Origin of the sequence: Pseudomonas sp. Leaf434, assembly GCF_001425545.1 — a bacterium.
In the GTDB taxonomy this organism is placed as follows: domain Bacteria; phylum Pseudomonadota; class Gammaproteobacteria; order Pseudomonadales; family Pseudomonadaceae; genus Aquipseudomonas; species Aquipseudomonas siliginis.
Genome location: NZ_LMQZ01000001.1, coordinates 2,479,333 through 2,498,132 on the forward strand (window position 1 = coordinate 2,479,333; position 18,800 = coordinate 2,498,132).

An 18,800-nucleotide genomic window follows, 5' to 3' on the forward strand; every position below is an offset into this window, starting at 1 on the left:
CCGGTCGAAAGGTCGGGGGCGTTTTTTTTGTCATAACACGCTATTCCTTGTGGGAGCGAGCCTGCTCGCGAAAGCGGTGTGTCAATCGGCAAAGATTCAGATGACCCGCCGCCTTCGCGAGCAGGCTCGCTCCCACAGGGGTATTGCGGTATGGCAGAGATAATCGAGGTAAAAAAATGCCCCGGCTCTTTCGAGTCGGGGCATTTTCATGGCGGGTTAAAACTCAGCGATTGCGGGTCAGCAGTGCTGGTTTCTCGCCACGCGGGCGGCTTGGCAGTTGATCGAGCTGCTCAGGCGTCGGGAAGCGGTCGGCTTTCGATTCCTTGTGCATGATCTTCGGCCCGTTGCTGCGCGGGTTCTGCACGGCCGGTTCGCTGCGAGGCTGATCGTCACGGGCCGGGCGGCGATTGCGCGGCGCGGATTCGTCGCGGCGACCCTGACCGTCACGCGGTGCGCCATTGCGCGGGCCGCTGCGTTTGGCCGGTGGTGTGCCGGTGCTCGAGCCGTTGCTGTTGCGCGGACCGTTCTGGCGACCCTGGGGCTGACCGCCACGGGGTGCGCCAGCGCCTTGCGCCGGTGCACCCGGACGACGGCCACGGCCGCCGGCAGGAGCGGCTTTCGGCACGTAGTCGACGCGGTTACCGAAGTTATCGATATCGTCGTCGAGGAACTCGTCCGGGGCACGGTCAGCTGCTGCACGCGGTGGCTGGCTCGGGCGCTGTTCGCGGCTCGGGGTGCCTTCGCGCGGTTTCTGCTGACGGGCAGGGCGCTCGCCACGTTCACCGGCCGGTTTTTCCTTGCCCTTGTCTTTGCCTTTGTCCTTGCGACCACCACCACCGCCGCCGCCATTCGGACCGTCGCCACGCGGGCCACGGGAATTGCGCGGGTTGCGGATGTCCGGACGCTCGCGGGCTTCCGGCTTCTCGGCTTCGATGGTGCTGGAGTCGAAGCCCATCAGATCGCCGTCGGCAATCTTCTGCTTGGTCATGCGCTCGATGCTTTTCAGCAGTTTTTCTTCGTCCGGCGCGACCAGCGAGATCGCCTCGCCCGAACGACCGGCGCGGCCGGTACGGCCGATACGGTGCACATAGTCTTCATCGACGTTCGGCAGCTCGAAGTTGACCACATGCGGCAACTGATCGATGTCCAGGCCACGGGCAGCGATGTCGGTGGCAACCAGAATGCGTACTTCGCCGGCCTTGAAGTCGGCCAGGGCTTTGGTGCGCGCGTTCTGGCTCTTGTTACCGTGGATTGCCACAGCCGGCAGGCCGTGTTTGTCCAGGTATTCAGCGAGACGGTTGGCGCCGTGCTTGGTGCGGGTGAAGACCAGCACCTGTTCCCACGCGCCGGCGGTGATCAGGTGCGCCAGCAGCGCACGCTTGTGGCTGGCCGGCAGGCGGAAAACGCGTTGTTCGATGCGCTCGACCGTGGTGTTCGGCGGCGTGACTTCGATGCGTTCCGGGTTGTGCAGCAGCTTGCCGGCGAGGTCGGTGATGTCTTTGGAGAAGGTCGCCGAAAACAGCAGGTTCTGGCGCTTGGCCGGCAGACGCGCGAGGACTTTCTTCACGTCGTGGACAAAACCCATGTCGAGCATGCGGTCGGCTTCGTCGAGAACGAGAATTTCCACGTGGGACAGATCGACGCTGCCCTGGCCGGCGAGGTCGAGCAAGCGACCCGGGCAGGCGACGAGAACGTCGACGCCACGGGACATGGCCTGGACCTGCGGGTTCATGCCGACGCCGCCGAAGATGCAGGCGCTGACGAATTTCAGGTCACGGGCGTAGATCTTGAAGCTCTCGTGCACCTGGGCCGCGAGTTCGCGGGTCGGGGTCAGGACCAGCACGCGCGGTTGGCGCGGGCCGTGACGCTGGGATTTGTCCGGGTGACCGTTGGGGAACAACCGCTCCAGAATCGGGAGGGCGAAGCCGCCGGTTTTACCGGTACCTGTCTGAGCCGCCACCATCAGGTCGCGACCTTGCAACACGGCGGGAATGGCCCGCTGTTGCACCGGAGTAGGCTCGGTATAGCCCGCATCTTCGATGGCACGGACTAAAGCCTCGGAGAGACCGAGGGAAGCAAAGGACATGAGTAATCCTGTTTTAGTTAGGGCTTGGCCCAATGGGAGTCTTGCCTGGCGCGAATCACGTTTAAGAGGACGCAATCCCGTCCGGTCCAGCGGCGGTTCCGAAGGCACGTCAGGAGCGCTCGCGCGGGCTGGAAGCTGCGCTGTAGCGGGTCGAGAGGCCTGTTACGGTTCCGGGCGTCCGGGCGTGAGCCTGGCGGGAACGCCGGAGTATAACAGAGCAATCACTGCGCGCTGCTTTCCTGCTGCTCAACGGTTTCGCCGCTGGCCGTGGCCGAGCGCAGTGATGCCCTATCGACAGGCGCGGCACCGTAGCGCGCGCTGAGCTCCGCGTAGGCCGGTTCGCGCTTGAAACGCTTGAGCTCGGCACCGAAACGCTGCACCAGCAAATCCATGCCGGCATTGCGCCGAACTGCAAGAAACTGGCTCTGACGGCTGATAACCGTCGGGTTTTCCGTGATCAGATCGCGAATATTCAGCTCATCGAGCAAATGCTGACCGACGCGGCGATCGGTGATCAGCAGGTCGATCCGCCCGCGCACCAGTTTGCCGAAATTGGCTTCATGAGTTGGCGCCGGCTCACGGGTAAACAGGTCCGACTGGCTGAAGTCAGGGCTGTACAGATAACCCGGCGAGGTGCCGATGGTCAGGCCTTTGAGTTGTTCGAGGGTGTTGAATGGATGCGGCCGCTCGTTGGCGTAGAACATCACGAATTCGACGTCGGACAGCGGTTCGCTGGGGTAGAGCAGAGTGGCGTCGCGTTCGGCGCTGTGAAAGATGTCCAGCGCACCGTCGGCTTGACCGGTCTCGAGCATCGACAGGCAGCGCTTCCACGGCAGGAACTGCCATTCCACTTCAATGCCCAGGCGCTGGAACACGATGGCGGTGGTTTCGTAGTCAAGACCGAGGTTTTTACCACCCTGTTCGTAGACGTAAGGCGCCCACGGCTCGGTGACAATACGCAACTTCTCCCCCCGAGCGGCGACGCTCAGGCAAGTCAGAAGAATAACGCTCAGCAGTTGGGCAATAAGGGGCATGGCCTGAGGTTAGTACGCGAAACGCCTGATGAGAAGCTCTGGCATGCATGTTTCGCGCAGACCCCGGGCGCAATGGCCGCGATGGCCTTATTTGCTTGCGGTTTTCAGCAGGTGTTGGTGGACCTTCGCGTGACGCGAACCAAGGATCCGCTTGACCAGGCCGCGACTGAACCAGTCCCTGAGCAAGTGCCTGCAAACCGGCTTGCCGATGCGTTGCTGCTGGTTTTCCAGCGCCTTGTCCCACCAGACCGCTGCACACGCCTGATCGAACTCGTTGGGATGTTCATAGCAGCCGTAAAGGATTTCGCGAATGAACTGACGCAGATGTGCCGGCAGCAGCAACGTGACGAGCTTGTAGAACATCCGCTGCAGTCGCGGTGGTCGAGGCAGTTGCGGTGATACACGTCGGGTGTCGTCCAGTGCGGCCTCGCCGGTCGGGTTGTCGCCATGTTTGGCGACCCAGGCCTGAACCTTGGCCCTGAACAGGTGCTTGCGGCTCCAGTAATGGTGAATCAGATCCGGGCACTTGTTGACGTCCAGCGTGCGATAGGCAGCCACTGACAGGCAGAACTCTTCGAGGGTGTAGGCGCCCTGTGCCGACGGGAACAGCTCATCGATCAAAGCGATGGAGCGGTCGAGCACGTGAGCGTCCTGGCGGTGCAAGCCGATGACGCCGGAGTTGAGCAGGCGCATGTGATCGTCAGTCAGACCTTTGTCCAGCAGTGTGGCCGACAGCGTGCGGTAGAGCAGGCTCATCTTGTTGTCGCCATAGCGGGCGTAGTAGTCATTGCACAGCAGGGTGCCGGGCTGTACCCGCTCGAACAGTTTGAGCGGCGAGCAGTGGAAGAACGTGTCAGTGTCGATCAACAGCGCCGTTTCATGCTCTTCAAGTACCGAGCGCAAAGCGACATGTTTGATGCGGAAATGATAACCGTGGGGCTCGCTCCATTTCTGGCGCGTTTCGGCGTCCAGCGGGCGAACGCGTACGGGGAGATGTGCATAGGGTTGCGGATTGTCGCTGAAGACCTGGATATCGATCGGGGCATCCGGTGTCTCGCGCAACCACGCCAGAGCACTGGCGATGCTGAAAACAGCTTCCTGATGGTAAGTCTCGGCACCGAAAACCAGATAGACCAGTTGAGGGCGTGTTTTTGTTTGCGCGCAGATCATCGACGACAATATTCCATTTGTGCTTTTCAGTGAAAAGGCCCGGTGAGGGCCTTTTTTATCGCATGGAAAACCTTCAGCGCGGCAGCTTCAGGTTGTTCCAGATCGCCAGGCTAGGTTCGGCCTGGTTCATCGAGTAGAAGTGCAGCCCCGGTGCGCCGCCCTGCAGCAGGCGTTCGCACATTTCGCTGACGACTTGTTCGCCAAAGCTTTGAATGCTTCGCGTGTCATCGCCGTAGGCTTCCAGTTGCTTGCGGATCCAGCGCGGGATTTCCGCACCGCAGGCATCGGAGAAGCGCGCGAGTTTGCTGTAGTTGGTGATCGGCATGATCCCCGGCACGATCGGCAGATCCACGCCCAGCGCCTGCAAACGGTCGACGAAGTAGAAGTAGCTGTCGGCGTTGAAGAAGTACTGGGTGATCGCGCTGTCGGCACCGGCCTTCGCCTTGCGCACGAAGTTGGCGAGATCGTCTTCGTAGTTGCGTGCTTGCGGATGCATCTCCGGGTAAGCCGCGACTTCGATATGGAAATGATCGGCGGTTTCTTCACGAATGAATTCCACCAGTTCATTGGCGTGACGCAGCTCACCGCTGGTCATGCCCATGCCGGACGGCAGGTCGCCACGCAGGGCAACGATGCGCTTGATGCCGGCAGCCTTGTATTCGTTCAGCAGGCCGCGCAGGTCGTCCTTGCTGTCACCGACGCACGACAGGTGCGGTGCGGCGGGTACTTTGACTTCGCTTTCCAGCTGCAACACGGTGTTGAGCGTGCGATCACGGGTCGAACCGCCAGCGCCGTAGGTGCAGGAAAAGAAATCAGGATTGTAGGTGGCCAACTGGCGGGCAGTGGCGAGCAGCTTTTCTTGCCCGGCATCGGTCTTGGTCGGGAAAAACTCGAAGCTGTAGCGACGGTCTTGGGACATGGTCATACCCTTGGAAACAAGTACCTTCGAGGCGCTGCAATCCCGTGTGGTAGCGAGCCTGCTCGCGAAAGCGCTGGGTCAGACAACACGGATGTTGAATGATAAGCCGCCTTCGCGAGCAAGCTCGCTCCCACAGGGAGAGCGAGCATTCAGCGCCTGTTAGTAGCGGTAGGCGTGCGGCTTGAACGGGCCTTCGACGGTGACGCCGATGTAATCAGCCTGTTGCTTGGTCAGTTGGGTGACCACGCCGCCGAAGCCGCGAACCATTTCCAGGGCCACTTCTTCGTCGAGTTTCTTCGGCAGCACTTCAACGGTCAGACGCTCGGCTTTCTGCGCTGGCGACAGGTCGGCGTATTTCTGACCGAACAGGAAGATCTGTGCCAGTACCTGGTTGGCGAACGAACCGTCCATGATGCGGCTCGGGTGACCGGTGGCGTTGCCCAGGTTCACCAGACGGCCTTCGGCCAGCAGGATCAGGTAGTCGTCGTTCTGTGGATCGAAGCTGCCGGCACCGGTGCGGTGAACCTTGTGCACCTGTGGCTTCACTTCTTCCCATGCCCAGTTCTTGCGCATGAAAGCGGTGTCGATTTCGTTGTCGAAGTGACCGATGTTGCAGACCACGGCGCGCTTCTTCAGGGCTTTGAGCATGTTCGCGTCGCAAACATTGACGTTACCGGTGGTGGTCACGATCAGGTCGATTTTGCCCAGCAGCGCTTTGTCGATGCTCGCTTCGGAACCGTCGTTGATACCGTCGATGAACGGCGACACCAATTCGAAACCGTCCATGCACGCTTGCATGGCGCAGATCGGGTCAACTTCGGAGACTTTAACGATCATGCCTTCCTGACGCAGGGACTGGGCCGAGCCCTTGCCCACGTCACCGTAACCGATGACCAGCGCTTGCTTGCCGGACAGCAGGTGGTCGGTGCCGCGCTTGATCGCATCGTTCAGGCTGTGACGGCAGCCGTACTTGTTGTCGTTCTTGGACTTGGTCACCGAGTCGTTGACGTTGATCGCCGGGATCTTCAGCTCGCCCTTGGCCAGCATGTCCAGCAGACGGTGTACACCAGTGGTGGTTTCTTCGGTCACGCCGTGAACACGATCCAGCACTTGCGGGTATTTCTTGTGCAGCAGCTCGGTCAGGTCGCCGCCGTCGTCGAGGATCATGTTGGCGTCCCATGGCTGGCCATCCTTGAGGATGGTCTGCTCCAGGCACCACTCGTACTCTTCTTCAGTCTCGCCTTTCCAGGCGAACACCGGGATACCGGCGGCAGCGATAGCGGCAGCGGCCTGATCCTGAGTGGAGAAAATGTTGCAGGACGACCAGCGCACTTCGGCACCCAGGGCAACCAGGGTTTCGATCAGCACGGCAGTCTGAATGGTCATGTGGATGCAGCCGAGGATTTTCGCGCCCTTGAGCGGCTGTTCGGCAGCGTATTTGCGGCGCAGACCCATCAGGGCAGGCATTTCCGATTCGGCGATGATGGTTTCGCGACGGCCCCAGGCAGCCAGGGACATGTCGGCAACTTTGTAATCGGTAAAATCGGCAGGCGTGTTGACAGCGCTCATGAAGAGCCTCCATTCGTAATGTATGCGAATGGGCGCCGTTGTGCGTTTAGTGTCCGGCGTGAGCCGGTCAACGCCCCATCCGAGCCTGACAGGTCGAACCTGCTGCAGCGCCCCTCGGACAGGTGGCGGGAAAACGGTAGCCAATGAACGTTACCGTTTTTTGAAACGGGGGCGATTATAGCCGCCCGGGCTGATCTTCCAAAGGGTTTCTGTCGGCCAGATGAAGATCGCCAATGGCGACCATAGTCGCAGCCGCCTGGAGCCTGACTGAGCAGTCTGCCAAGATGGGCGCATCTTTCGGCAAGCGCTCAGGAGTGAACATGAATTTCCACACCCGCAAATGGGTTAAACCCGAAGACCTCAACCCCAACGGCACCCTGTTCGGCGGCAGCCTGCTGCGCTGGATCGATGAAGAAGCGGCGATTTACGCCATCGTGCAATTGGGCAACCAGCGCGTGGTGACCAAGTACATCTCGGAAATCAACTTCGTCAGCGCCTCGCGCCAGGGCGACATCATCGAACTGGGCATCACCGCCACCGAATTCGGCCGCACCTCGATCACCCTGACCTGCGAAGTGCGCAACAAAATCACCCGCAAGAGCATCCTCACCGTCGAGAAAATGGTGTTCGTCAATCTCGGCGAAGACGGCCTGCCGGCGCCGCACGGGCGGACCGAGATCAAATACGTGAAAGACCAGTTCAAGGATGACGAAGCCGTTCAATAAGATCGGCGGCGCATTCTTCGCGAGCAGGCTCGCTCCCACAGGTACAGCGTGATCCTTGTGGGAGCGAGCCTGCTCGCGAAAGCGGTTGCCAATTCAGCGGAGATTCGCCTGCCCACTGAACAGCCATGAAGCGCAACGGTCGTAGCTACATCGCCCCCCACCGGTTGCCACGCCATGACCACCCCCACCAGCGAAAAGACCCCCGACCTCTCGGCCAAGGAGCAGCACGAAGTCGAGAAGAGCCAGCCGCCGCGCGCGGCCGTTCTGCATGAAATCATCCGCACCCAGGGCGACCAGGAACTGGAGCGCAGCATTGCCGCGCTGTGGTGGTCGGCGCTGGCGGCAGGATTGACCATGGGCCTGTCCCTGATGGGCATGGGCCTGCTCAATTCGCGCCTGCCCGACGGCGACGAATTCAAGGTGATCGCCAGCTTCGGCTACTGCGCCGGTTTCCTCGCGGTGATCCTCGCGCGCCAGCAACTGTTCACCGAAAACACCCTGACCGCCGTGCTGCCGGTGATGACCAAGCCGACGCTGAAGAATTTTCTGCGACTGATCCGTCTGTGGACAGTGGTACTGGTCGGCAACCTCTGCGGGACGATTCTGGTCGCCTACGTGATGCTGGAACTGCCGATTTTCGACAGCAAGACCGACGTCGCCTTCCTCGAGATCGGCCGCAAGGTCATGGAGCACAGCGCCAGTCAGATGTTCGCCAAGGGCATCGTCTCCGGCTGGATGATCGCCACCATGGTCTGGATGATCCCCTCCATGGAGAGCGCGAAGATGTGGATCATCATCCTCATCACCTACTTCATGGCGCTGGGCGACTTCACCCATATCGTCGTCGGATCGGCGGAAGTGTCCTATCTGGTGTTTGCCGGCGAGTTGCCGTGGAGTGATTTCTGGGCGGTGTTCGCCGCGCCGACGCTGGCGGGAAATATCATCGGCGGCAGCTTTATCTTCGCGCTGATCAGCCATGCGCAGATTCGCAGCGAAAGCGGTGCGCCGAAGGAGCCTGCGGATCAGGCTGTTAAGCCCGATCCGCAGTCGATCAAGAAATGATCAATGGTGAGCTGGCTCAGCCACGCTCGCCGGCTCGTTGCGCGTCGCGTGCTTGACCAGTTTGCCGATGGTCAGGCCCTGCAGCAGGATCGACGACAGCACGACGATGTAGGTGATGCTCAGCAGCAGATCGCGCTCCGGGCCCAGCGGCAGCGCCAGCGCCAGTGCCACCGAAACACCGCCGCGCAAACCGCCCCAAGTGAGGATGCGGATCGTGCCGGCCGGCACTGAGCGCCAGCGCCGCAGCAGCAGGATCGCCGGCGCCACGGTAAGCAGGCGCGACAACAGAATCGCCACCGCCAGCAGACCTGCGGCGGCCATGTGCAGCCAGTTGAACGGCAGCAGCAACAACTCCATGCCGATCAGCGCAAACAGCAGCGCGTTGAGCATGTCATCGAGCAACTCCCAGAAACCGTCCAGATAACGGCGGGTCATGTCGTTCATTGCCAGATTGCGCCCGAGGTTACCGATGATCAGACCGGCCACCACCATCGCAATCGGCGCCGAGACGTGCAACTCGGTGGACATCGCCGAGCCACCGATCACCAGGGCCAGGGTCAGCATCACGGTGATCTGATGCTGCTCGACGCTTTTGATCATCCGATAGACCAGATAACCAATCAGTCCGCCGAACAACACACCACCAATCGCCTCATGGACGAAGAGCATGGCCGTGGCGCTGACGGTCGGGGTTTCGCCCAGTTGCGCGATGCCCAGCAGCACGGTGAAGACCACCACCGCCGTGCCGTCGTTGAACAGCGATTCGCCGACGATGGTGGTTTTCAGTGGCTTCGAAGCGTTGGCGGTACGCAACACGCCGAGTACCGCAATCGGGTCGGTCGGTGAGATCAGCGCGCCGAACAACAGGCAGTAGAGGAAACTAACGTGCCAGCCGAACAGGGCAAAAATGTAGAAGGCCAGGCTGCCGATCACCACGGTGGCGATCAACACGCCGAAGGTCGCCAGCAGGCCGATCGGCCAGCGGTAGCTGCGCAAGTCATTCAAGTTGACGTGCAGGGCGCCGGCGAAAAGCAGGAACGAGAGCATCCAGTTCATCAGCAGATCGCCGAAATCGATCTGTCCGATCAGTTGCTGCACGCGATCTTCGAGGCCGGGAAAGCCGAGGACGCTGAGGCCTTGCAGGAGCAATGAGAACAGCAGGGCGGTAACCATCACGCCGATGGTCGGCGGCAGGCCGATAAAGCGGAAATTGACGAAGGTCAGGAGGGTGGTGAGGCAGATGAAAGCGGCGACAAGTTCAAGCATCCGGGGTCCTTTGGATGAGGGGTGAATGGAGCGCGACCGGAGGTTGGACGCAGGGGTTTGATGGGGCGGGGTTGGCTGAGGGCACATTCGAATGGCGCGTCATGCTCAACAACAACCCCCTCACCCCAGCCCTCTCCCGAGGGAGAGGGAGAGGGGGCTGACCGAGGTGTCTGGCGAGGTGCATCGACCTGGACGATCGGGTCGATTATGGATTCAGCAATGCACGTTCAAGTCGGCGTGGGTATCGAGCATCCCCCGATCAGTCCCCTCTCCCTTCGGGAGAGGGCTAGGGTGAGGGCTCTATCTGACACACCACGATCAGCCAGTCACATTGACCGCACTCGCCTGCCGACGTTGCAGGTAAATGAACAACAGCGCCGTCAGCACCGTCAGCACGCCGACCAGCGCCCCGGTCCACGGCAGATCCGTCAGATCCGCGCCGCTGGCAACCACCAGTCCACCGATCCAGGCACCTGCTGCGTTGCCAAGGTTGAACGCGCTCTGGTTCAGCGTCGAACCCAGATTCGGCGCTTCATGCGCCTGATCGATGATCAGCAGCTGCAGAATCGGGCACAGCGCAAAAGCGAAAATCCCCCATAGCACCAGGGTAATCGCCGCCGGAATCACCGCACGGCTGGTCTGGCTGAACGCTGCGAGAATCACCACAACTGCCAGTGCCACGCCGACCAGTGACGGCAGCAAGCGGCTATCGGCCAGACGCCCGCCGAGCATGCTGCCCGCTGTCAGGCCGACGCCGAACAACAGCAGCATCACCGTCACGCCGTGGGGGCTGACGCCAGTGATGTCTTGCAGGATCGGTGCGATATACGTGAACACGCTGAACAGGCTGGTCGAGGCCAGCACGCTCATGCCCAGCGCCAACAAGACGTTGGCCTTGCCCAGCACTTTGAATTCGCTGGCGAGATTGGCCTTGTCCATCGCGATGTGTTTGGGCAACCACAACCATTGCGCCAACGCCGCCACAATGCCAATCACCGACACCGCCCAGAAGGTCGAGCGCCAGCCAGCGTATTGGCCCAGCGCTGTGCCGAGTGGCACGCCGAGCACGTTGGCCAAGGTCAGGCCGGTGAACATCATGGCAATGGCTTGCGCGCGTTTGTTCGGCGCAACCAGGCCGGCCGCAACCACCGAGCCAATGCCGAAAAACGCGCCATGACACAGCGCCGTGACCACGCGCGCCGCCATCAGCGTCGCGTAGTTCGGCGCGAGCGCGCAGAGCACGTTGCCGAGGATGAACATCAGCGTCATGCCCAGCAGTGTCGCTTTGCGCGGCATATTGGCGGTGCCGATCGCCAGGATCGGTGCGCCGAACACCACGCCCAGGGCGTAACCGGTGATCAGCAGCCCGGCATGAGGAATGCTCACCGCCAGATCGCGGGCAACGTCGGGCAGCAGGCCCATGATGACGAATTCGGTGGTGCCGATGCCGAATGCGGCAACGGCGAGTGCAAGTAAAGCGAGGGGCATGCGCAAGGTCTCTGTCGGTAGTCTTGACGCTTTGATCAGGCATACGCGTGCCAGCGACCGTTTTCGAAGAAAGCGGAGCAGGCAGCTTTTATTGGAGTTTTTTGGTGTGCAGCTGAGTACGGCGTGGTGGGTTGCAGTATAAACAGCTGCTGACACATGGCGAATCAATAATCTGACTAATCGACGGCTCACTGGAATTGCCGTGTTATATCCAGCTGAAAGAACCTTTCGGCCGGGCGCTGCTCTTAGCCTGTGGGCAGGTGCTGATCGGCATGCTGGTGATGAAGTTCTGACCGCTCGCCAATTTCTCCAATCGAAAAAAGGACGACGTTATGACAGTGGCTCTGTGGTGTGTGTTGATCGCGATTTTCCTGCCGTACGTGTGCACGATCGTGGCGAAGGCCACCGGCGGTTTCCGCCTCAAGGACAATTACGATCCACGGGACTTTCTCGACAGCGTCGATGGCGTCGCCCGTCGCGCCCACGCCGCGCAACTGAACAGCTTTGAAGTAACGCCCGCGTTTGCCGCTGCGGTGATCGTTGCGCATCTGGTCGGCACTGCGGAGCTGGTGACGGTCAATGTGCTGGCCGTGCTGTTTATCACCAGCCGCCTGCTGTACATCATTTGCTACCTGGCTGACTGGGCTGCACTGCGTTCGGTGGTGTGGTTTATCGGGATGGGGCTGATTGCTTCGTTTTTCTTTGTGTCCATCTGAAAGCAGGCTCAAAAGATCGCAGCCTGCGGCAGCTCCTACAGAGGAATGCATACTCCTGTAGGAGCTGCCGAAGGCTGCGATCTTATGCTTTTAGGGTTTGTCAGCCACCTGCGGCACTTGCGGCAACTCTTGTCCTTTAGGCCAGAGCATCCAGATCTGCCCCTGCTGTTTCATGTCCCCGGCCAGTTGCCCGGCCGCATCACCCGTGCCCCAGAACAGATCCGCGCGCACCTCGCCGGCAATCGCGCCGCCGGTATCCTGCGCCGCGACCGGGCGCACCAGTGGGGTGCCATCCGGTTTGGTGGTCGACAGCCATAACAGACTGCCCAACGGAATCACCTTGCGATCCACCGCCGCGCTGTAGCCGGCGGTCAACGGCACGTTCAGCGAGCCGCGTGGGCCTTCGTTGCTGTCCGGATTGCGGGTGAAGAATACGTAGCTCGGGTTGCTGGCGAGCAGTTCCGGAATGCGCATCGGGTTGGCCTTGGCCCAGTTGCTGATCGCGGTCATGGTCACGTCTTCTTTCTTCAGCTCGCCTTGCTCGACCAGCCAGCGACCGATCGGCCGGTACGGGTGGCCGTTCTGATCGGCGTAGGCGATGCGCAGCTGTTTGCCGTCCTCGGTCTGGATCCGGCCCGAGCCCTGGATCTGCAGAAATTGCAGATTCATCGGATCAGTCAGATACGCGACCACTGGCGCTTTCACGCCTTTGGATTCAATGGTCGCCGCGTCGTCGTAAGGCTTGAGCACACGTCCTTCGAGGCGGCCGCGCAGGCGCTTGCCTTTCAATTCCGGGTAGATGCTGTCGAGCGAGACGATGATCATGTCTTCCGGCACGCCATACACCGGCACGTTCGCCGTTGCGGTTGGCGTCAGGCTGCCGGGGTACACCGGTTCGTAGTAGCCGGTGATCAGACCGTTGGGGTTGTCGTTCTCGGCGCGCAGGCCGTAGACATCGAGATTCTGCTTGAGGAATGCACGAATCTCGGCGGCGCTTTGCGGCACATTCACCGCCGCAGCGCAGGTCGGCCCCCAGACTGCGTCGGCTTTGAGTCGTGTGCAGGCGCTGCGCCACGAGCCGAAACCGGCGACCAGATCGCTGTCGGAGACCGCGGGCAAGGCTTCCCAGGTCGCGCTGGAATAGGTGGCCAGCGCATGGGTTTTTGGTTTGGCGCTGTCGCCGCCTGTGCAACCGGCGAGGATGGCGAGCAGTGGAAGGGTGACGATAAGCGGGTGACGCCAGGCCGTGAAGCGGCTGTTCATGGAGTGATTCCTGTGCCGGTTGGCCGAGAGCTCCATGCGCTCGACCAACCCGTATTTTTAATAGGGCTATTGGTGTTTGGCGGTGAGCCGAGGATACTGGCCGCCGATTTCCGCGACCTGAAGCCATCATGACTCTGAAACCAATTGCTGTTGTATTGCTGGCCTGTCTGACCTTGTCCGCCTGCGGCGGCGTCGACCCGAATTCGCCGCTGGGCCAGCGCAAGGCCATCTTCAAGCAGATGCTCAAGACCAGCGAAGACCTCGGCGGCATGTTGCGCGGGCGCATTGCCTTCGACGGACCGAAATTTGCCGAGGGCGCGGTCAGACTTGATGCGTTGGCCCATGAACCGTGGAAGCATTTTCCGCAGGTGCGCGAGGAAGATCACACCAGCGCCAAGGACGATGTCTGGCAGAAACAGGCGCGTTTTCAGGAACTGGCCCGCGCCCTCGAAGCGGCTACCGGTGAACTGGTGGTCGCCAGTCAGGTTCAGCCGTACAAGGCCAGCAATCTCGGACCGGCAGTGCAGAAAGTCGAGGATGCCTGCAGTGCTTGCCATAAAGAGTTTCGCGATCATTGATTCCTGAGGCTGCTGAGTACCTTGTGGCGAGGGGATTTATCCCCGATGGGCTGCGAAGCAGCCCCAAAACCATACAGCCGGGTTTTTTCAGTCGGACCCGACCAGTCGAATTTGCGACAGCTTCGCCGCCGGACGGGGATAAATCCCCTCACCACAGGGCTTGGGTTACTTATCGATCTCGTCCAGCGCTTCCTGCAGTTCCTTGCGCGACTCGGCGAGCTTTTCCTTGCGCTTGTTGATCTTCTCCGGATCGCCCTTCTTCATGGCCTTGTCGAGGTCCGCCTGACGCTGGCTCACCTCATGCTTGGCCTCAAGCACCTTGTTTTCACGTTCTTTTTTCAGCCCGGCGTCGGTGCAATGTTCGTTCACTTCACGCAGTGCGGTTTCCAGGCCTGCCTGCTGCTCCATGTTGCCGCGCGACTTGGCCTGTTCGATCTGATTGATGATGCCCTGCTTCTTGGCAGCGCAACCGGTCAGGCCCGGGCCGTCTTCTTCGGCCATGACCGGGGCGGCCATGACGCCGCAAAGAGTAAGCAGGGCGAGCGGTGCGAGAAATTTCATAAAAGCTCCATGTGCAAAGGCAATCGGGGTGGGAGGGCACTGCGCTGTTGGAGCGTCTGGCCGGCCGTTGGGTTCCCGCCGGGCGGGGATTGCAGGTTCAGAAGCCGTCGATTCCGGCGGCTTTCAGGGTGTCACTCAAAGCCAGTACCTGCGGGTCGCGAAAGAATGCGCTCAGTTGCGCCGCGCGTCCCGGGCCGATACCGGCTTCTGCCTGCCATTGTTCAGTGTCGCGTTGTGCCAGGGCCTGCCACGAATCGTCCAGTTGTGCCTGTCCGGTCGGCGGCATGCCCAGCGCTTTCAACCATCGAGCGAACGGCTGTTGCTGCGCGCCCTGAAAACTGTCGATCAGCCGTGCGCTGCTGCGCTCGCCGAGGCCGGCAATGTTAGCAAGCTCTGACGCATCGAGGGTCAGCCAATCCAGCAGGTGTTTCAGACGGCCTGTTTCCAAAAGTTTCTCCCAAGTGCCGCGACCGACATGCTGCATGGCCAGGCCCTGCTTGCCACTGAGCCAGGTCAGACGCGCGAGAAACTGGCTTTCACACCCCGGCGTCGGTTGCCAGCAGCTCAGGGCGTGGTAGTCGCCAGCATCGGGGATGTTGATGTCCGCCCGTTCGCTGGTGCGCAGCACGACACTGTCGAGGCGCGGAATGGTCAGCCCGGCCAGACTGATTGCCACCTGATCGCCGGGACGGATGTCGAGGGTTTGCCAGCGCTTGAGTGAGCTGACACTGACCCGTTTGATTTCGCGGTCATCGAGTCTGACCGGCAGCAGTTCCAGCACCGGCGTGATCCGCCCGGTGCGGCCGATCTTGAAATTGACCTTGCGCACTTCGGCCAATGCCTGGGCGAAAGGGTATTTCCAGGCGATCGCCCAATACGGCGCGCGAGCCTGCCAGCGTTCGGCGGGTGGCCGTTGGCTCTGGCGCAGCACCACGCCGTCGCTGGCAAAGGGCAGTGGCGAGCGATACCAGTGCTCGCGCCATTTTTGCGCTTCTTCGAATCGGGTGACGGGCTGGGTATAGGGCTCGGTTGTGGCGAACCCCAATGTCTGAAGTTCGGACAATCTTTCCGGCAGCCGCACAGGACCTTGCGGCCAGTCCCAGACAAACAGGCCGATCCCGGCGGCCTGTTCGGCATCGAGGGATTTGCGCCCCATCAGCCCGGCGACGGTGGCGCGGGCATTGACGCTGCCGGACTGTGATTGAACATGTGCATTCAGACGCCAATAGAGTTCGCCCTGTACCAGCAGATCCCGTGGCTGCCTCAACCGTTGCGGAATGGCTGCAATCCTGCGCGCGGAGGCGGTCCAGTCCTGGCCGTTGACCCCGTCACCGCGACTGATCGCCTGCTGCAATATCCCCTGGCGGTAGATCAGCGTGACAGCCACGCCGTCGACCTTGGGCTGCACCCAGACGTTCTGGCGATCACGCAACCAGTGGGCGACGTCTTCGGCTTTGTGCAGCTTGTCCAGACCGGTGTGGGCGATGGGGTGGGTGACCGGGCCGGACGCGGTGTCCAACGGCTGCGGGGATGAGGGTTGGTTGAAACAGGCTTGCCATTCTTTCAGCCGCAGTCGGGACTGGTCATAGAGTTCGTCGCTGATCAATGAACGGCCTTCGCGGTGATAGGCGTCGTCCCATTGGTCGATCCGGTTTTGCAGGGTGGTGATTTCGCGTTGGGCTTGGGAACGATCCCAGTTCGGACAGTTGGCTTGGCTGACAAGGGTGATGAGTGCCAGCAGGAAGGCCAGCAACAGGCGCAGTGTGAAGAGCATCGTTGAGCGTCCTTGCTCGGGGGTAATATTTGAAGGGTAGGTGAGGATTCGAAATGCGTTACCGGGGGTGTTTTTCGAGGTGTTTCCGGATTCTGAATTGACGTTGCATGAGCGGGCGCCTTCGCGAGCAGGCTCGCTCCCGCAGGGATCTCAAAAATCTGTCAGGCATGAAAAAGCCCCGCACGGCGCGAACCGTGCGGGGCTTTCTTGCAGCCAGGGTATTACAGGCCAGCGGCGGAACGCAGGGCGTCGGCGCGGTCGGTTTTTTCCCAGGTGAACGTGGTGAAGCTGTCTTCGCCAACGGTCTTGGTCTGCGGCGCGCGACCGAAGTGGCCGTAGGCTGCGGTTTCCTGGTACATCGGGTGCAGCAGGTCGAGCATGGTGGTGATCGCGTATGGACGCAGGTCGAACACTTCACGCACCAGTTTGATGATCTTGTCATCGCTGATCTTGCCGGTGCCGAAGGTGTTCAACGAGATCGACGTAGGCTGGGCCACACCGATCGCGTAGGACACCTGAATCTCGCAACGCTCGGCAAGGCCGGCCGCAACGATGTTCTTGGCCACGTAACGGCCTGCGTAGGCAGCCGAACGGTCAACCTTCGATGGATCCTTGCCGGAGAACGCGCCGCCGCCGTGACGGGCCATGCCGCCGTAGCTGTCGACGATGATCTTGCGACCGGTCAGACCGCAGTCACCTACCGGGCCGCCAATGATGAACTGGCCGGTCGGGTTGATGTGGAACTGGGTGTCCTTGCTCAGCAGTTCGGCAGGCAGTACGTGCTTGACGATCAGCTCCATTACGCCTTCGCGCAGGTCTTTGTACGACACTTCCGGGTTGTGCTGGGTCGACAGAACCACAGCGTCGATGCCGACAACCTTGCCGCCTTCGTAACGGCAGGTCACTTGCGACTTGGCATCCGGACGCAGCCAAGGCAGCAGGCCCGACTTGCGTGCTTCAGCCTGACGCTGCACCAGCTGGTGCGAGAAGGTGATCGGCGCTGGCATCAAAACGTCGGTTTCGTTGCTGGCGTAGCCGAACATCAGGCCCTGGTCGCCGGCGCCCTGATCTTCAGGCTTGGCGCGGTCAACACCCTGGTTGATGTCAGGGGACTGCTTGCCGATGATGTTCATCACGCCGCAGGTCGCGCCGTCGAAGCCGACTTCGGAGCTGGTGTAGCCGATGTCGCAAATCACGTCACGAACGATCTGCTCCAGGTCGACCCAGGCGCTGGTGGTCACTTCACCGGCAACGATGGCTACGCCGGTCTTGACCAGGGTTTCCACAGCCACGCGAGCGTGTTTGTCCTGGGCAATAATGGCGTCCAGCACCGCATCGGAAATCTGGTCGGCGATTTTGTCCGGATGTCCTTCAGACACGGACTCGGAGGTGAAGAGGGAGTATTCGCTCATCTCGATGTTTTCCTGAATTTACCGATGGTGAGTGTCGCCAGCCGGTCGCTGAAAGTGGCGAACCTGGATCTGGAAACCATTACGTAAGCCTACATAGAGGCTTTCCCCGGGAACGAGTCCCGCAGCGGTGGCCCAACGGGCCAGATCGTCCTGTTCAAACCCCAACCAGAGATCACCGCAGGCCTCCCTGGCCCAACTCTGGTTGTGGCTACATAACTCTGTCACGAGCAGGCTACCGCCCGGTTGCAGCAGATCGGCCATGTGCCTGAGCGCATCGGCCGGAGCGGCGAAATGGTGCAGGACCATGTTCAACACTACGCAATGGGCCTTGAGGCTTGTGCCGTTCAATGCATCGGCCAATTGCAGGCTGACGTTAGCCAGCTGTTCACGTTCACACACCTGACGCGCCAGTTCGAGCATCGCCGGGCTGTTGTCCAGCGCGGTTACGGTGCCGAAACGACGGGCCAGTTCCGGCAGAAAAGCACCATCGCCGGGGCCGACTTCAATGGCCGTGGCTGCACCATCGAAGTTCAGTTTGTCGAGCAGGGCCAGCACGCTGTCACGGTACTGCGGCAGGCCTGCGATCAAATCTTGCTGGGCACGGAATTTCTCCGCGACCCGGGCGAAAAAATCCCGGCTGGCGGCGGCACGCTGGCCGTGAACCTGCTCGATGCGTGCTTGCACTTCATCGGGCAGATCCAGATTGTCGACTTCTTCCAGCAATGCCGCGTGCAGCTTGCCGCCGAGCAATTCGCTGTGGGGCAGGGCACGACGATAAAAAATTGCGTTGCCCTCACGGCGTGTCGCCACCAGGTCGGCTTGCGCCAGCACCTTGAGGTGATGGCTCATGCCCGACTGACCGATGCCGAAAATCTGCGCCAGCTCCAGCACGCCAAACGAATCGTTGGCCAGCGCGCGCAATACATTCAGCCGCAGCGGATCGCCGCCGGCCTTGCACAGGGCCGCCAGCTCGTCGCAATCGTCATGGCGAATGGAAGGCACGCGTAAGTTCATAGGGCTGGCAGTCTAGAGACGGGGACAAGGCACCGCAAGGTCAATATCAAAAAGTTTTGATATTGCTCGATAAATGGCACTTCTCGGCGGACGGCAGTCTCTACAAACGAATAGCGGAAAGGTTTCACCAAGCGAAACCTGTGCTATCGATTGGAAAAACGCC

Annotated in this window: 16 protein-coding genes and 1 riboswitch; of the genes, 4 read left to right on the plus strand and 12 right to left on the minus strand. The window is 61.1% G+C overall.

Going from position 1 to position 18,800, the window contains the following annotated elements:
• Positions 1 to 223: 223 nt before the first annotated feature.
• From ASG55_RS11100 to ahcY, 5 genes are all read right to left on the minus strand, one after another.
• Positions 224 to 2,086 carry a DEAD/DEAH box helicase gene (locus ASG55_RS11100; RefSeq protein WP_016772767.1) on the minus strand — a complete coding sequence of 621 codons (1,863 nt, stop codon included), beginning with the start codon at positions 2,084 to 2,086 and terminating at the stop codon, positions 224 to 226.
• A 221-nt stretch (positions 2,087 to 2,307) separates the two neighbouring features.
• Positions 2,308 to 3,120: a substrate-binding periplasmic protein gene (locus ASG55_RS11105; RefSeq protein WP_056786449.1), complete on the minus strand. Its 813-nt coding sequence runs from the start codon at positions 3,118 to 3,120 to the stop codon at positions 2,308 to 2,310.
• 87 nt (positions 3,121 to 3,207) lie between these two features.
• Entirely contained in the window at positions 3,208 to 4,290 is a 1,083-nt protein-coding gene (locus ASG55_RS11110) for a hypothetical protein (protein WP_056786451.1), read from the minus strand.
• A 73-nt stretch (positions 4,291 to 4,363) separates the two neighbouring features.
• On the minus strand, positions 4,364 to 5,209 hold the full coding sequence (metF, locus tag ASG55_RS11115; protein WP_056786871.1) for a methylenetetrahydrofolate reductase [NAD(P)H]: 846 nt from the start codon (positions 5,207 to 5,209) through the stop codon (positions 4,364 to 4,366).
• A 159-nt stretch (positions 5,210 to 5,368) separates the two neighbouring features.
• A complete protein-coding gene (gene ahcY / locus ASG55_RS11120) occupies positions 5,369 to 6,778 on the minus strand; it encodes an adenosylhomocysteinase (RefSeq protein ID WP_016772771.1) in 1,410 nt (469 codons plus the stop codon).
• 23 nt (positions 6,779 to 6,801) lie between these two features.
• Positions 6,802 to 6,900: riboswitch (S-adenosyl-L-homocysteine riboswitch) on the minus strand.
• Positions 6,901 to 7,098: 198 nt separating this feature from the next.
• On the opposite strand from ahcY, the gene ASG55_RS11125 reads away from it, so the two are divergent.
• Both ASG55_RS11125 and ASG55_RS11130 read left to right on the plus strand, forming a co-directional pair.
• Positions 7,099 to 7,503, plus strand: coding sequence for an acyl-CoA thioesterase (locus ASG55_RS11125; protein ID WP_016772772.1), 405 nt, complete (start codon positions 7,099 to 7,101; stop codon positions 7,501 to 7,503).
• 174 nt (positions 7,504 to 7,677) lie between these two features.
• Positions 7,678 to 8,565 carry a formate/nitrite transporter family protein gene (locus ASG55_RS11130; protein WP_056786455.1) on the plus strand — a complete coding sequence of 296 codons (888 nt, stop codon included), beginning with the start codon at positions 7,678 to 7,680 and terminating at the stop codon, positions 8,563 to 8,565.
• On the opposite strand, the gene ASG55_RS11135 is transcribed toward ASG55_RS11130, so the two are convergent.
• Entirely contained in the window at positions 8,566 to 9,831 is a 1,266-nt protein-coding gene (locus tag ASG55_RS11135) for a cation:proton antiporter (protein WP_024014630.1), read from the minus strand.
• 318 nt (positions 9,832 to 10,149) lie between these two features.
• Entirely contained in the window at positions 10,150 to 11,319 is a 1,170-nt protein-coding gene (locus ASG55_RS11140; RefSeq protein ID WP_056786457.1) for an MFS transporter, read from the minus strand.
• 332 nt (positions 11,320 to 11,651) lie between these two features.
• Here ASG55_RS11140 and ASG55_RS11145 point away from each other — a divergent pair, with 332 nt between their 5' ends.
• Positions 11,652 to 12,035 carry an MAPEG family protein gene (locus ASG55_RS11145; RefSeq protein ID WP_024014628.1) on the plus strand — a complete coding sequence of 128 codons (384 nt, stop codon included), beginning with the start codon at positions 11,652 to 11,654 and terminating at the stop codon, positions 12,033 to 12,035.
• A 90-nt stretch (positions 12,036 to 12,125) separates the two neighbouring features.
• Here the strand turns inward: ASG55_RS11145 and mltA are convergent, their stop codons facing one another.
• On the minus strand, positions 12,126 to 13,298 hold the full coding sequence (gene mltA / locus ASG55_RS11150; RefSeq protein WP_056786460.1) for a murein transglycosylase A: 1,173 nt from the start codon (positions 13,296 to 13,298) through the stop codon (positions 12,126 to 12,128).
• Between the two features lie 128 nt (positions 13,299 to 13,426).
• On the opposite strand from mltA, the gene ASG55_RS11155 reads away from it, so the two are divergent.
• On the plus strand, positions 13,427 to 13,876 hold the full coding sequence (locus ASG55_RS11155) for a c-type cytochrome (RefSeq protein ID WP_056786463.1): 450 nt from the start codon (positions 13,427 to 13,429) through the stop codon (positions 13,874 to 13,876).
• Between the two features lie 165 nt (positions 13,877 to 14,041).
• Here the strand turns inward: ASG55_RS11155 and ASG55_RS11160 are convergent, their stop codons facing one another.
• From ASG55_RS11160 to ASG55_RS11175, 4 genes are all read right to left on the minus strand, one after another.
• Entirely contained in the window at positions 14,042 to 14,437 is a 396-nt protein-coding gene (locus ASG55_RS11160; protein WP_016772779.1) for a DUF1090 domain-containing protein, read from the minus strand.
• Between the two features lie 97 nt (positions 14,438 to 14,534).
• A complete protein-coding gene (ligB, locus tag ASG55_RS11165; RefSeq protein ID WP_056786467.1) occupies positions 14,535 to 16,211 on the minus strand; it encodes an NAD-dependent DNA ligase LigB in 1,677 nt (558 codons plus the stop codon).
• Positions 16,212 to 16,432: 221 nt separating this feature from the next.
• Positions 16,433 to 17,623 (minus strand): methionine adenosyltransferase, encoded by a 1,191-nt coding sequence (metK, locus tag ASG55_RS11170; RefSeq protein WP_024014624.1) that lies wholly within the window; start codon positions 17,621 to 17,623, stop codon positions 16,433 to 16,435.
• Positions 17,624 to 17,641: 18 nt separating this feature from the next.
• Entirely contained in the window at positions 17,642 to 18,637 is a 996-nt protein-coding gene (locus ASG55_RS11175; protein WP_056786470.1) for an ArsR/SmtB family transcription factor, read from the minus strand.
• Positions 18,638 to 18,800: the final 163 nt, after the last annotated feature.

Bases quoted from the DNA above. Each gene is read 5' to 3' on its own strand.
- ASG55_RS11130 (WP_056786455.1), top strand. From the start codon at position 7,678: ATGACCACCCCCACCAGCGAAAAGACCCCCGACCTCTCGGCCAAGGAG.
- ASG55_RS11105 (WP_056786449.1), bottom strand. From the start codon at position 3,120: ATGCCCCTTATTGCCCAACTGCTGAGCGTTATTCTTCTGACTTGCCTG.
- ASG55_RS11100 (WP_016772767.1), bottom strand. From the start codon at position 2,086: ATGTCCTTTGCTTCCCTCGGTCTCTCCGAGGCTTTAGTCCGTGCCATC.
- ASG55_RS11140 (WP_056786457.1), bottom strand. From the start codon at position 11,319: ATGCCCCTCGCTTTACTTGCACTCGCCGTTGCCGCATTCGGCATCGGC.
- ligB (WP_056786467.1), bottom strand. From the start codon at position 16,211: ATGCTCTTCACACTGCGCCTGTTGCTGGCCTTCCTGCTGGCACTCATC.
- metK (WP_024014624.1), bottom strand. From the start codon at position 17,623: ATGAGCGAATACTCCCTCTTCACCTCCGAGTCCGTGTCTGAAGGACAT.
- ASG55_RS11155 (WP_056786463.1), top strand. From the start codon at position 13,427: ATGACTCTGAAACCAATTGCTGTTGTATTGCTGGCCTGTCTGACCTTG.
- ASG55_RS11145 (WP_024014628.1), top strand. From the start codon at position 11,652: ATGACAGTGGCTCTGTGGTGTGTGTTGATCGCGATTTTCCTGCCGTAC.
- mltA (WP_056786460.1), bottom strand. From the start codon at position 13,298: ATGAACAGCCGCTTCACGGCCTGGCGTCACCCGCTTATCGTCACCCTT.
- ASG55_RS11135 (WP_024014630.1), bottom strand. From the start codon at position 9,831: ATGCTTGAACTTGTCGCCGCTTTCATCTGCCTCACCACCCTCCTGACC.
- ASG55_RS11160 (WP_016772779.1), bottom strand. From the start codon at position 14,437: ATGAAATTTCTCGCACCGCTCGCCCTGCTTACTCTTTGCGGCGTCATG.
- ahcY (WP_016772771.1), bottom strand. From the start codon at position 6,778: ATGAGCGCTGTCAACACGCCTGCCGATTTTACCGATTACAAAGTTGCC.
- ASG55_RS11110 (WP_056786451.1), bottom strand. From the start codon at position 4,290: ATGATCTGCGCGCAAACAAAAACACGCCCTCAACTGGTCTATCTGGTT.
- ASG55_RS11125 (WP_016772772.1), top strand. From the start codon at position 7,099: ATGAATTTCCACACCCGCAAATGGGTTAAACCCGAAGACCTCAACCCC.
- metF (WP_056786871.1), bottom strand. From the start codon at position 5,209: ATGTCCCAAGACCGTCGCTACAGCTTCGAGTTTTTCCCGACCAAGACC.
- ASG55_RS11175 (WP_056786470.1), bottom strand. From the start codon at position 18,637: ATGAACTTACGCGTGCCTTCCATTCGCCATGACGATTGCGACGAGCTG.